The organism is Aeromonas bestiarum (assembly GCF_000819745.1).
GTDB classification, from domain to species: Bacteria; Pseudomonadota; Gammaproteobacteria; order Enterobacterales; family Aeromonadaceae; genus Aeromonas; species Aeromonas bestiarum.
Genome location: NZ_CDDA01000028.1, coordinates 22497 through 35620 on the forward strand (window position 1 = coordinate 22497; position 13124 = coordinate 35620).

General features: G+C 63.2%; 11 protein-coding genes. 8 read left to right on the plus strand and 3 right to left on the minus strand.

The window, feature by feature from the left end; translation table 11 throughout:
- Positions 1–67: 67 nt before the first annotated feature.
- Both BN1118_RS13520 and ylqF read right to left on the minus strand, forming a co-directional pair.
- Positions 68–1216 carry an MFS transporter gene (locus BN1118_RS13520; protein ID WP_043556625.1) on the minus strand — a complete coding sequence of 383 codons (1149 nt, stop codon included), beginning with the start codon at positions 1214–1216 and terminating at the stop codon, positions 68–70.
- 437 nt (positions 1217–1653) lie between these two features.
- Entirely contained in the window at positions 1654–2604 is a 951-nt protein-coding gene (gene ylqF, locus BN1118_RS13525) for a ribosome biogenesis GTPase YlqF (RefSeq protein WP_042870767.1), read from the minus strand.
- A gap of 332 nt (positions 2605–2936) precedes the next feature.
- Here ylqF and BN1118_RS13530 point away from each other — a divergent pair, with 332 nt between their 5' ends.
- The 8 genes from BN1118_RS13530 (at position 2937) to uhpC (ending at position 11617) form a co-directional block, all read left to right on the plus strand.
- Positions 2937–4328: an alkaline phosphatase gene (locus BN1118_RS13530; RefSeq protein ID WP_043556626.1), complete on the plus strand. Its 1392-nt coding sequence runs from the start codon at positions 2937–2939 to the stop codon at positions 4326–4328.
- A gap of 23 nt (positions 4329–4351) precedes the next feature.
- Positions 4352–5743 carry an alkaline phosphatase gene (locus BN1118_RS13535; RefSeq protein ID WP_043556825.1) on the plus strand — a complete coding sequence of 464 codons (1392 nt, stop codon included), beginning with the start codon at positions 4352–4354 and terminating at the stop codon, positions 5741–5743.
- 53 nt (positions 5744–5796) lie between these two features.
- Complete coding sequence (locus BN1118_RS13540) at positions 5797–6480, plus strand: hypothetical protein (RefSeq protein ID WP_043556627.1); 684 nt, start codon at positions 5797–5799, stop codon at positions 6478–6480.
- A gap of 80 nt (positions 6481–6560) precedes the next feature.
- Positions 6561–7295: a substrate-binding periplasmic protein gene (locus BN1118_RS13545; protein WP_209428875.1), complete on the plus strand. Its 735-nt coding sequence runs from the start codon at positions 6561–6563 to the stop codon at positions 7293–7295.
- Positions 7296–7525: 230 nt separating this feature from the next.
- The gene (gene rnk, locus BN1118_RS13550; protein WP_043556629.1) at positions 7526–7921 is read left to right on the plus strand and encodes a nucleoside diphosphate kinase regulator; all 396 of its coding nucleotides are present in this window, start codon (positions 7526–7528) and stop codon (positions 7919–7921) included.
- 220 nt (positions 7922–8141) lie between these two features.
- Positions 8142–8732: a response regulator transcription factor UhpA gene (gene uhpA / locus BN1118_RS13555; RefSeq protein ID WP_042036506.1), complete on the plus strand. Its 591-nt coding sequence runs from the start codon at positions 8142–8144 to the stop codon at positions 8730–8732.
- Positions 8729–10249: a signal transduction histidine-protein kinase/phosphatase UhpB gene (gene uhpB / locus BN1118_RS13560; RefSeq protein WP_043556631.1), complete on the plus strand. Its 1521-nt coding sequence runs from the start codon at positions 8729–8731 to the stop codon at positions 10247–10249. The genes uhpA and uhpB overlap by 4 nt, the downstream gene beginning before the upstream one ends.
- 24 nt (positions 10250–10273) lie before the next feature.
- Positions 10274–11617 (plus strand): MFS transporter, encoded by a 1344-nt coding sequence (uhpC, locus tag BN1118_RS13565; protein WP_043556634.1) that lies wholly within the window; start codon positions 10274–10276, stop codon positions 11615–11617.
- A gap of 4 nt (positions 11618–11621) precedes the next feature.
- On the opposite strand, the gene BN1118_RS13570 is transcribed toward uhpC, so the two are convergent.
- Complete coding sequence (locus tag BN1118_RS13570) at positions 11622–12755, minus strand: GGDEF domain-containing protein (RefSeq protein WP_043556636.1); 1134 nt, start codon at positions 12753–12755, stop codon at positions 11622–11624.
- Between the last annotated feature and the right edge of the window lie 369 nt (positions 12756–13124).

Genomic DNA, 13124 nt, shown 5'->3' on the forward strand with positions numbered 1-13124 from the left:
CGAGGTCACCATGAGCAAGGCCGACCCGTGAACGCGTCATGCACTGCACATCGACGCGCGATCAGCATCAGGCGTGGGCCACCGGCGTCGGATGTTCACCCAGTTTGCGCAGCAACATCAGCAGATAAATGCACGACACACAGGCGATCACGATGAACAGCAGATTATCCGAGTAGTGTTGCATCAAGAGTGCGGTACAGGCCGGGCCGAGCAGACTGCCTATGGTGTAGCTCAGCAGCAGCGCCTGGTTCATCGCCACCAGCTGATGGTGCTCGACCTTCTCGCAGGCCCACGCCATGGCGACCGGATAGAGCGTAAAACCCGCAGCCCCCAGGATGAACAGCGCCGGGCCCATCGCCACTGTGCCGAGCATGGCCACAGAGCCCAGGATCACCACCGACACCTGAACCCGCAGCACCTGCAGGCGCCCGAACCGCTCTGCCAGGCGGCCGATCGGCCACTGCCCCAGGATGCCGGCACTCACCATCACCGCCATCCAGTAGCCAATGCCGGCATCACTCACCCCCCGATGGGTCAGATAGAGCGGCATCAGGCCATACAGCGACCCCAATACCATGCCGGAGACGATGCAGCCGTTGACACCGAGCCGCGCCTGACGCAGGCGCAGCATAGGCCAGACCCGGGTTGCCCCCTGCTGTTCGCTGCGCTCACTGACGATGCGGGTGAACAGCAGCGGCAGGATAGCCGCCAATACCAGACCGGTCACCCAGGGCAGCACATCCATCAGCGCGGTCGACAGCTTGCTGACCAGCAGTTGCCCGAGCACGGTTCCCAGGTAATAGACCATCATGTAAGCAGCCAGCAGCCGTCCGCGATTGCGCGCATTGCCGCTGCACATCAGCGCGCTCTCCACCACCACCCAGATCATGGCGCAGCCAATGCCGGCGATGAATCGCCAGGTGAGCCAGCTCCAGAAGCCAAGGGTGAGCCCCAAGCCGACACAGCCTGCGGCAAAGAGGACGGACGCCAGGTAGTAGCTGCGGTTGAACCCGCAGTGCTTGATCAGCGCCCCTGCCAGCAGGGTTCCCAACAGGTTGCCGCTGAAATAGGCGGAGCCGACCACCCCCACCTGCCAGGTCGGCAGATTGTCATGGGCAAGCCAGAGCGGTACCAGCGTGTTCAACACCGCGATGGCCAGGGTCAGCAGCAGCAGGCCGCAGAGCAACAACAGCACTGGCCGGGTGTATGTAGTCATGGATAAAACCGTGAGGAGAGTCAAAATGCGAGCGCATCATGCCACCGCCAACGGCATTGTCAATCGGCCTGAAATCGCGCAGGCGATGTTTTTCTCCGTGCAGGCGTTGCCGCGTTGATCGGCACCGCACGACACCCTTTCGACATCTGGCTTATCCCCTTGATTAACGGGATTTTTGGCCGCCATGGCGGGCCATGGTCGGTCGATCATCGTCATCAACCTTTAGCAACGCCGTGAGTGTGACGACAGGCTGCTGGTGCTCAACAGCAGGCGGGGAAAACAAACAGTGGCCGGTAACGGCTACCGGTTCGAGGGGTACACCATCATGTCGACCTGGGCGCACCACTGGCTTGCCTGGCCCCTGTTCTGACCATGGACGCCCTAAAAGAAGAGGCGACCCCGGGGTCGCCTCTTCTTTATATAAAGCACAATAGCGGCTATTTCTGACGCTTCCTGGCGTACTTGCGACGGGCGCGCGCCTGACGCTCGTCTTCCCGTTCGGCCTTTTCCTTGGCCTTCTGCGCCGCGTCCTCTTCGGCCGCCACTATCTCGGCGCTCACCATCTCGGGGGTTTCCAGCGAGATGCGACCCAAGAAGCCTGCGCGGAACTCGTTGACCAGGATCTCGGACGCCTTGTGCAGATCGGCAAGGCCCCCTTTGCGCATAAAGGCGCGCTGGCGGGCGATCAGCTCCAGCAGCTCGATCTCCGTCTCCGGCAGATCGGTTATCTGGTAGCGCGCCTTGACACGCTCAGGATAGGCCTTGATGAAGTAGTCGGCGGCAAACATGGCGATGTCGGCGTAGTCGAATACCGTGTCCTTGATGGCGGCGGTGATCGCCAGCCGATAGCCGCAGGAGGGCGGGTTGAGCTTGGGCCACAAGAAGCCCGGGGTATCGGTCAGGATGACGTTGTTGTCCAGCTTGATCCGCTGCTGGGACTTGGTCACCCCCGCCTCGTTGCCTGTCTTGGCGATGATGCGCCCGGCCAGGGTATTGATCAGGGTGGATTTGCCCACGTTGGGAATGCCCATGATCATGGCGCGCACCCCGCGCAGGTCGAAGTTGCGTTCAGGCAGCATCTCGTGGCACAGGGTCAGCAGTTGCTTGATCTTCTCCGGCTCCTGCTGGGTCAGCGGCAGCGCCTTGATCCCCTTCTCTTTTTCCATGTGGGCCACCCACAGCGCCGTGATCTCGGGGTCGGCGAGATCGGCCTTGTTCAGCACCTTGATAACAGGGGTATCACCGCGCAACTCGGGCACCAGCGGGTTTTCGCTGGAGAAGGGGATGCGGGCATCGAGCATCTCTATGATGACATCGACCTGGGGCATGACCTCGGCAATCTCTTTGCGGGCCTTGTGCATGTGGCCGGGGAACCAGTTGATGGACATATCCGTTACTCTCTGTAGGGGCTGCGGGCGCTGGCTTGCTATGGAACGAGCGGCGGGCAATGGCGGACGTCAGGCGTCGCAAGGGGGCGTATTTTACCTGCTGATGCCCGGATTTGACAGGCTATTCTAGCCCCATGAGCGCAAACCACCAAGGATCGCGCCCCCCTTGCCGCCAGCGCAAACCCGGGGTTCATTCGATTGCTCTTTGCAGATAACTGATTGATACAACATCACATTCAAGCCCAGCCTTCACCGGATTGTCATCGATAACCACTAAAAGTGTCATCTGATCCCTCTAGGCTTCGCTCAGGTTTTACAAGGAGCGAACCCCAATGAGAAAAATGGCAGGACTTGCATTGATGATCGGCGCCGCCCTGGCCGCCGGCTGCAACTCCAACAACGACAGCGACAGCCCGGCGCCAGGCGCCAAAAACGTCATCTTCTTCCTCGGTGACGGCATGGGCCTCAACACCCTGACCGCGGCCCGCATCTATGGCGTCGGGGAAGAGGGCAGTCTCACCATAGACACCCTGCCGGAGACGGCCTTCATCAAGACCTTCTCCCACGACTCCCAGGTCACCGACTCGGCCCCCTCCATGGCGGCCTACATGACAGGGGTCAAGAGCAACAACGGTGTCATCAGCATGGACGGCGATGCCACCTATGAGAGCGACTGCAGCCAGAGTGCCGGCAAGCCGGTCACCACCCTGCTGGAGCTGGCCAAGGCCGACGGCCGCGGCACCGGTGTGGTCACCAGCACCCGGGTCACCCACGCCACCCCGGCCGCCACCTATGCCCACATCTGCAACCGGGATCTGGAGGCGGACATCGCCGCCCAGCTGGTGCCGGGCGGCACCGGTTACAACGGCGCCCTGAAAGAGGGGCTGGACGTGGTGCTCGGCGGTGGCAGCGGCTTCTTCCTGCCAAAAGCCGACAAGGGCAAGCGGGAGGATGGTCGCAACCTCATCAGCGAGATGCAGGCCAAGGGCTACCAGTTCGCCAGCAACCTGGACGAGCTGAACAAGGCCGAGGCGGGCAAGCCGCTGCTGGGGCTGTTTGGGGCGAGCCACATGAAATATGACCTGGACAGGCCCGCCAGCGAGCCCTCCCTTACCCAGATGACCTTGGCTGCCATCAAGCAGCTCAAGGATAAAGAGAAGGGCTACTTCCTGATGGTGGAAGGGGGACGCATCGATCACGCCCTGCACGACACCAACGCCAAGCGCGCCCTGCAGGACACCCTCGCCTTCGACAACGCCATCAAGGCCGCCATCGACGAGGTAAAGAAGACCGACCCCGAGCTGAAAAACACCCTGATAGTGGTCACCGCCGACCATGACCATACCCTGGTGCTCAACGGCTATGCCAAGCGCACCGGCAAGACCACGGCCGACAACCCGGGCGTGCTCGGGCTGGTGAGGAACTACGAGACAGGCGAACCGAGCAAGGATAGCGATGGCATGCCCTACACCATCATCGGCTTCGGCAACGGCTACAACCGGGTGGATGGCCCGCGCAGCAACGTCGCCGCGCTGGATGACGCCACCGTCTCCGCCGACGACTATCACCAGGAGGTGGTGGTCAAGGTGGGCGAGATCGGCAACGAGACCCATGGCGGCACCGATGTCTTCCTCGGCGCCATCGGCCAGGGAGCGGACAGCTTCCACGGCTCACTCGACAACACCGCCGTGTTTGGCAAGGTCAAGGCTGCAGCCGGGCTGTAAGGAGCATTCCCATGAAAGGATCCATGAAAAGAACCATGAAAAACAACCTGCACAGAACCCTCGTCTGCACCGCCCTGCTCACCGCCCTCGGCGCCTTTGCCCAAGCCCAGGCCAGCGATGCCAAAAACGTCATCCTGTTTATCGGTGACGGCATGGGCCCCACTGTGCTCACCGCCACCCGCCTGTTCAAGGTGGGTGAAGAGGGCAACCTGGAGATGATGAAGCTGCCACGCAGCGCCCGTATCAAGACCTTCTCCAATGATGCCCAGACCACGGATTCGGCCCCTTCCATGGCGGCCTACACCACAGGCGTCAAGATGAACAACGAGGTGATCGCCATGAGCAGCGACACCAGGGCCGTCGCCCCCGGCAAGGACGTCAACGGCAACAAGAGCATCAACAACTGCACCAGCGACAACGGCACGCCTGTGCCCAGCATACTGGAGCTGGCCAAGGCGGCGGGCAAGTCGGTCGGCGCCGTCACCACCACTGAGCTGACCCATGCCACCCCGGCCGCAACTTACGCCCACATCTGCCACCGGGATGCCGCCTACGCCATCGCCGAGCAGGCGGTACCGGGCGGGGCCGGCTTCAACGCCGCCCTCGGGGACGGGGTGGACGTGCTGATGGGGGGCGGTGCCAATCACTGGACCCCCTACAGCGCCAGCAACAAGGGCGGCCGCGCCGATGGCCGGGATCTCACCGCCGAGCTGACCGCCCAGGGGTACAGCTATGTCACCACCCAGAGCGATCTCGCCAAGATCAGCAGTGGCAAGCTGCTCGGCCTGTTCAGTCCCAAGTCCCACCTCGACTACGAGCTGGACCGCGTCGCCAAGGGGGCGGCCAATACCCAGCCGTCCCTGTCGGAGATGACCGCCAAGGCGATCGATCTCTTGAGCCAGAACAGCCAGGGCTACTTCCTGATGGTGGAAGGGGGCCGCATCGACCACGCCCTGCACGGCACCAATGCCAAGCGGTCGCTGACCGATGCGGTGGCGCTGGATGAAGCGGTCAAGACGGCGCTCGGCAAGGTGGACTTGAAAGATACCCTGATCGTGGTCACCGCCGACCACGACCACACCATGACCATCAACGGCTACTCCGCCAAGGGCAACAAGGTGCTGGATCTGGTCAAGAACGCCGACGGTTCGACCCAGAACGACGTAGATGGCAAGCCCTTCACGACGCTAGTGTTCGGCAACGGCCCCAACCGCCCGGCGGTGCGTCCCACCCTCACCAGCGATGAGGTAATGAGCGACGACTACCTGCAGGAGACGGGCGTCAAGCTGGGCTCCGAAACCCACGGCGGCGGCGATGTGATGCTGTTCGCGGACGGCGCCGGCAGTAGCCGCTTCAAGGGTACGCTGGACAACACCAAGGTGTTCGGCAAACTGCGGGAGGCGCTCGGCCTGTAAGCGGCAGGGCCCGGGTTCCTGAACCCGGGCCCTGCTCTTTCGAGCGATCAAGCATGATGCGACTGTTACTTCCGTTATGGCTGCTTGGCAGCGCCCTCTCCTTTCAGGCTCATGCCGAGGAGACCCCCGATCTGGCCGCCCGGATCAGCTATCACGATAGGGTCACCAGCAGCGATGGCATCGCCAAGGAAAACAGCTGGCAGGAGAAGTGGATGCGGGTCGGCAACCAGGTGTGGAGCCAGCGGCTGATCCCGCTGCCGCTGGCTCGCGCCTATCACGCCACCCACGATGCCAACCCGGGCCACAAGCACTTCACCCATCAGATGGCGGCGCGCTGGGTAACCCGCGACACTCGCGGTGAGCTGCAACTGCGCTACGCCGACAGCTGGCACAACCAGCTGGTGGAGGTGCCGGAAGAAGAGTATGGCCAGGTGGCTTTCAAACCGGATTGGGAGCGGATCCGCTACCTCATCAACCCGGCCCTGCTGCAAGGGATGACGCCCCTCGATGAGGCCGCCCCCGAGCAGGCGCGCTGGTATGAAGGGCGCGAGGGCAAGCAGCGTACCCACATTCTCTGGTCGAGCCGTTGGCAGTTGCCGCTGGTGGTGGAGTCGGCAAGCCTCGATGGCTATCGCAGCTACCGGATGGAGGTGACCCTCAAGCCCTTGCCAAAGCAGCTGCCTTGGCTGCAGCTGGAGGGCTACCAGACCCTGGATCTGAGGGATTTCTTCGACTGACGCGCCACCCTGAATGGGGTGGGCTGACTTGCGGTAACGGGATGTTACACTCTGTGTACTCATCCCTGATCCGGTCTCCTATGCGCATTCCCGTTCTCATGCTGCTGTGCTGCAGCCTGCTCTTTCCGGCCATTCAGGCCCATGCCGTTGTGGTCATCGCGGCCGAGATCCCCCCTTATGTCATCCGCTCCTATCAGGGCGCCCCGAGCGGCATGGCAATAGAGGTGCTGGAGGAAGCCGCCCGCCGCCTCAAGGAGCCGCTGACCATAGAGCTGATGCCGCTGGCCCGCGCCCTCAGCCAGACCCGCCATCGCCAGAACGTATTGCTGGTACCACCGGTCAAAAGCCCCCAGCGCGAACCCCTGTTTCTCTGGATCGCCCCCCTGCTGGACGAAGCCTTCGTGCTGGTCAGCCATCGCCAGCACCACCCCGAGCCACTCTCGGTCAAGGCGCTGCCCGGCCTGACCATAGGGGTGATGCGCGGATCCTATGGCCAGAGCCTGATCCAGCCGCTTGGCCAGGTGAAACAGGACGTGGTGGCCGAGGAGGTCAGCAATGCCAGCAAGCTGGCGCTGGATCGCATTCAGGGCTGGGCCGTGGCCTGGAACAGCGCCCGCTACAATCAGCAGCAGGCCGGCTTGCCGCTGGCGGATCTGGTGCGCGGCGACACCCTGCAGCAGACGGCGCTCTACCTTGCCGCCAGCCCCCGCTTTCCCCCTGCCGAGGCGCTGCGCTGGCGCAAGACCATTCTGGCCATGCGCGACGATGGCAGCCTGGCGCGCATCATCAAGCAGTACGATTATCAGGCCCCCTGACAAGCCTATCAGGATAATTGCCAAAGCAGTCCAGAATGGTTATGGTATCCCCATGAAAGCGTTCATGATTTTTCCAAGCCAGCTCACACCCCGTTGAGCCCCCGCCCTCGCCCCTGACAGCGAGTCGTTCGGGGGCATGCGTTCCCGATCTGTTTTTTCGTATCGACCCCCCTTTTTCGACCAGCTTGCCCGCCATCCTGGTCATATGACCCATCGATAAGGAATATCCTATGCAAAGACCTCATCTCGTGATTTCCAGCCTGGATCTCGATCGCATCGAGCAACTGCTCGGCAACCACCCGCAGCACCAGGCATTGCAGGAGGAGCTGGACCGCGCCGAGATGCGCGAGCCGGCCGACATGCCACCGGACGTGGTGACCATGAACAGCACTGTGCGCTTCAAGATGCAGAGCAGCGGCAACGACTTCTGCCTGACCCTGGTCTATCCGAAGGATGTGCAGGGGGATGAGTCCAAGATCTCAGTGCTGGCCCCGGTCGGCAGCGCCCTGCTGGGGCTGAAGGTGGGCGACAGCATCGCCTGGCCGGGCCCCGCCGGTCGCACCATCCAGGTCGAGATCCTGGAAGTGGTCTATCAGCCGGAACGGGCTGGCGAGCTGCACCGCTAGCCGCCACGGGCACGCGCCGACCCGAGCACCACGGGGACGGCGCGTGTTCTCCCCGGCCCAGGCCGGATGCAAAGCCACTCCCTCCTGATCCCGATCAAGCTTTGGGGCGGAAGCGCCCACCATACTGACCACAATGCGCCCTTCCTCTTGAGCCCGAGCGAGGCGGCAGGTATCTTGTTGGCCGCGCCAGCACCCTGGCCGCAGATTTCAGGCTGACATCATGATAAAGATTGCCCTCATCGACGATCACCAGATCGTCCGCTCCGGTTTTGCCCAGTTGCTCAATCTCGAGCCCGATCTCAAGGTCGTGGCCGAATTCGGCTCGGCCGCCGACGCCCTCGCCGGGTTGCCGGGCAGCGGCGTGCAGCTGTGCGTGTGCGACATCTCAATGCCGGATCAATCCGGACTGGACCTGCTCAAGCGCCTCCCCTCCGGCCTCGCCGTGGTGATGCTGTCGGTGCACGACAGTCCGGCATTGATCGAGCAGGCGCTGCAGGCCGGTGCCAAGGGCTTTCTCTCCAAGCGCTGCAGCCCGGACGAGCTGATCGCCGCAGTGCGCACCGCCGCCCACGGTGGCTGCTACCTGACCCCGGACATAGCCCACAAGCTGGCCTGCAACAGTCAGGATCCCCTCACCAACCGGGAGCGGGAAGTGGCGCAGCTACTGGCGCGGGGGCTGGAGGTCAAAGCCATCGCCGAACAGCTCGGCCTCTCCCCAAAGACGGTGCACGTGCACCGCGCCAACCTGATGGACAAACTCAAGGTCAGCAACAACGTGGAACTGGCCCACCGCATGCTGGACAGCTGGTGATCCCCCGTCTTGCCAGCTATGTCGCCATCTCGCTGGCGGCCAGCTTCATCTTTGCCGCCGGCTGGTTTTGCCTGTGGAGCATCAGCCTGCATCTGGCGGGATCCCCCATACTGGCGGTGCTGCTGTTCCCGTTCGGCCTGCGCCTCGGCCTCTTGCTGCAAAGCCCGATCGCCTACTGGCCGCCGCTGCTGCTGTGTGAATCCCTGCTGCTCTACTGGCTCAATCAGGAGGTAGGGCTGCCACTGTGGCCGCTGATCCAGGCGGGCAGCCTGCTCACCCTGCTGCCGCTGCTCATCGCCCGCCGCCAGCAGGTGCGCAACGACTGGCAACAGCTGCTGGTGCTGCTCGCCACCGTCACTGTGGCGGCGCTGCTGCAATCCCTGCTCTGGCATCTGGCCGGGGAAGATGGCCTCACCGCCCTGCTGCTCACCCTGACCGGCGGCCTGACCCTCACCTCCACCTGCATGCTGATTTGGCACTACCTCACCCGCGCCACCTGGGTGCCGCTCGGGCCGGCGCTGGTGGATCAACCGGTGGACTGGCGCTTTCGTCATCTGGTCTGGTATCTGCTGCTGTTCGTGCTGAGCCTCTGGCTGCAGCTCGGCCTGCCGGACTCGCTGGTGCGCTTCACCCCGTTTTGCCTCGCCATTCCCATCATGGCCATGGCCTGGCGCTACGGCTGGCAGGGGGCTCTGCTCGCCACCCTGATGAACACGGTCGCCCTGATGGCGGGCCAGGCCTGGCACGAACACCCGCTGGATCTGCTGCTCTCCCTGCTGGCCCAGAGCCTGACCGGCCTGCTACTGGGGGCCGGCATCCAGCGCCAGCGCGAGCTCAATCAGGCGCTGACCCGCCAGCTCGCCCACAACCGCCAGCTCACAGAGCGGCTGCTGGAGACAGAAGAGAGCATTCGCAAGGAGGTGGCTCGCGAGCTGCACGACGACATTGGCCAGACCATCACCGCCATCCGCACCCAGGCCGGCATAGTACGGCGTCTCGCGCCGGACAACGCCAGCGTCGGCCAGAGCAGCGCCCTCATCGAAACCCTGTCGCTCGGTATCTACGATGCGGTGCGCGGTCTGCTCGGTCGCCTGCGCCCGCGCCAGCTCGACGACATGAGTCTGGAGCAGGCGGTACGCGGCCTGCTGCGGGAGCTGGAGCTGGAGCGCCGCGGTATCGTCACCCGGCTCGAGTGGCAGCTGGCAGACGAGGGGCTCTCCGACGCCCAGCGGGTCACCCTGTTTCGGGTCTGTCAGGAGGGGCTCAACAACGTGGTCAAACACGCCAACGCCAGCTCGGTCACCATTCGCGCCCATCGCCAGGCCGAGCGCCTGCTGCTGTTGCTGGAGGATGACGGCTGCGGCCTGCCGGAGCACCGCACGCCCCAGGGGTATGGCCTGCTCGGTATTCGCGAGCGGGTGCAGGCCCTCGGCGGCAGCCTGCAACTCTCCTGCATCCACGGCACCCAGCTGACCGTGGCCCTGCCCAATCGCAAACGCGAGGAGCCTCATGGCTGACCCCCTTATCCAGCGAGGCTCTGCATGCTGAGCTTTATGAGAAGCGCGCCGCCCCAGCCGCTCATCCACGATCAGGCCGAGATCGATGCCAGCTACCGCCACTGGCGCCTCCACATTCTGCTGACCATGTACCTGGGCTATGCGGTCTTCTACTTCACCCGCAAGAGCTTCAACTTCGCCATGCCGGACATGCTGGCGGACGGCATGCTGGACAAGTCCGACATCGGCATGCTGTGGACCCTGTTCTACATCACCTACGGCTGCTCCAAGTTCTTCTCCGGCATCATCAGCGACCGCGCCAACCCCCGCTACTTCATGGGGCTGGGGCTGATGGCCACCGGGGTCATCAACATCTTGTTCGGCCTCTCCTCGTCGCTGTGGCTGTTTGCGGCACTCTGGGTCGCCAACGCCTTCTTCCAGGGCTGGGGCTGGCCCCCCTGCTCCAAGCTGCTCACCAGCTGGTATTCGCGCACCGAGCGCGGCTTCTGGTGGTCGGCCTGGAACACGGCCCACAACGTGGGCGGGGCCCTGATCCCGCTCATCGTCAGCACCATTGCCCTGCAACACGGCTGGCGCTACGGCATGATAGTGCCCGGCATCATCGCCATTCTGACCGGCTTGTTCCTCTGCTGGCGGCTGCGGGACACCCCGAGTGCCATGGGGCTGCCCACGGTCGGCGAATGGCGCCAGGATGCGCTGGAGATCGCCCAGCAGACCCAGGATGCGGGCCTATCTCCTCGCCAGATCCTGCGCAAATACGTGCTCGGCAACCCCTATATCTGGCTGCTGGCCTGCTGCTACGTGCTGGTCTACGTGGTGCGCACCGCCATCAACGACTGGGGCAATCTCTACATGACGGAGCAGCGCGGCTTCAACCTGATGAGCGCCAACTCGGCCATTTCGATGTTCGAGGTGGGGGGCTTTATCGGCGCCCTGGTGGCGGGCTGGGGATCGGACAAGCTGTTCAACGGCAACCGGGGGCCCATGAACCTCATCTTCGCGGTGGGGATACTGCTGGCGGTGGGGTCGCTGTGGCTGATGCCCTTCTTCAGCTATGTGATGCAGGCAGCCTGCTTCTTCACCATCGGCTTCTTCGTGTTCGGCCCCCAGATGCTGATCGGCATGGCGGCAGCCGAGTGCTCCCATAAAAACTCGGCGGGGGCCGCCACCGGCTTCGTCGGCCTGTTCGCCTACATGGGGGCGGCGCTGTCGGGTTATCCGCTGGCCAAGGTGATGGAGATCTGGCACTGGAACGGCTTCTTCGTGGTGATCTCGGTGGCGGCCGGGGTCTCGGCCCTGTTGCTGCTCCCCTTCCTCAAGGCCCAGGCGCCGCGCACCCAGGCCCCAGAAGCTGAGTTGGCGCCTTGAGGCGTCAGGCCAGGCGGCAGATCCGGTTCTTGCCCTCCCGCTTGGCCTGATAGAGGGCGCCGTCGGCCTGGCTGAACAGGGTGTCGAAATGCCAGCCGTGCTGGCAGCGCGCCAGCCCCATGCTGACCGTGATGCCGATGCCGTCCAGCTCCAGCGCCGCCAGATCCTGCAATATCTGCTCGCAGCGCGCCTGCTGGGCTTGCTCATCCTCCTGCGGCAGCAGCACGACAAACTCCTCGCCACCAAAACGGCTGGCCACCAGCTCGGGCCGCCCACCCAGGTAGGCGCCAACGGCCGCCAGCACCCTGTCCCCCGCCTCGTGGCCGTGGCGATCGTTGATCTGCTTGAAGTCATCCAGATCCAGCACCGCCAGGGCGCCAAACTCGCTCACCCGCCGCGCCGCCATCCGCTCCATGAAACCGCGCCGGTTCAGCAGACCTGTCAGGGAGTCGTGACTGGCCTGCTGACGCAGCGCCAGCGCCCGGTACTGGGTACAGAGCAGCAGCACCCCGAAGGTGGAGAGGTAACTGCCCATCAGCATAGAGAGAAAGGGCAGCACATTGACGCCGCTCTGATCCATCAGCACCCGGGCATCCCCCTGCAACAGAAACCCCATCCGCATCAGGTTGAAGCCGTATAGCAGGATGTTGACCACGGTGAACACCAGCACGGCGGGCAAGTAGGCAGGATAGCCGTGCCGCCAGATGAGCAGCACTATCAGGGCCCCCAGCACCATGTAGCTCAGGCAGGCCAGCAATACCCGGGGCGCCATCTGTTCGTTGAACAAGATGCTCCAGCTCAGGATCAGCACATAGATCAGCATGAACAGGGCGGTGGCACGCCAGCTGAGGGGCTTGCCGAAGAAGCGCTGCAGCGCCAGCGGCATCAGGGCGAGGCAGACGGTGATCAGCAGGTTGGCCAGCCAGATCCCCGCCAGATTGGGCATGAAGGCCTGCAGGGTGAACAGACTCTGGGCCGCCAGGGCGCACAGGCTCGACCACCACCAGAGTCCGAGTCCGGGGATCTCCCTGTGGGTCGACCATATGATGGAGAGGGTGATAAAACCGAGGCTGTAGCCACCCAGGGCCATGATCATCAGGGTGAATACATCCAGCTTGAGCAGTATTGAGGCGTCCATACCCGTGCCACTAAACGAAGGTAACTGAGTATATTTGAAGCGCAAAACAAGACCCAGTGGCGTCTGAGTAAATCCTCAATAAAAGTTCACCTGTTGCATAAAATTCCGCTAAAAATGCCCCATAAGAATCCCTCTCCTGCTACCCACCGGAAAGTGAGTAACGTTTGACACTGCTGATGAGAGGGCTCGGTGTAACAAAGTGTCCCGCGGACATTTTGGACTTGAACCCGCTCCATTAGATAGATATGTTGTTTTCGTGTGATTTTATGAGTGCAGTCACGGGGAAAAAGCGCCACTAACCTATTGAGTCATCTGGCACAATCGGAATTTGGTACATTTTTCACTCAGCACACAGGAAATGGAATCTCA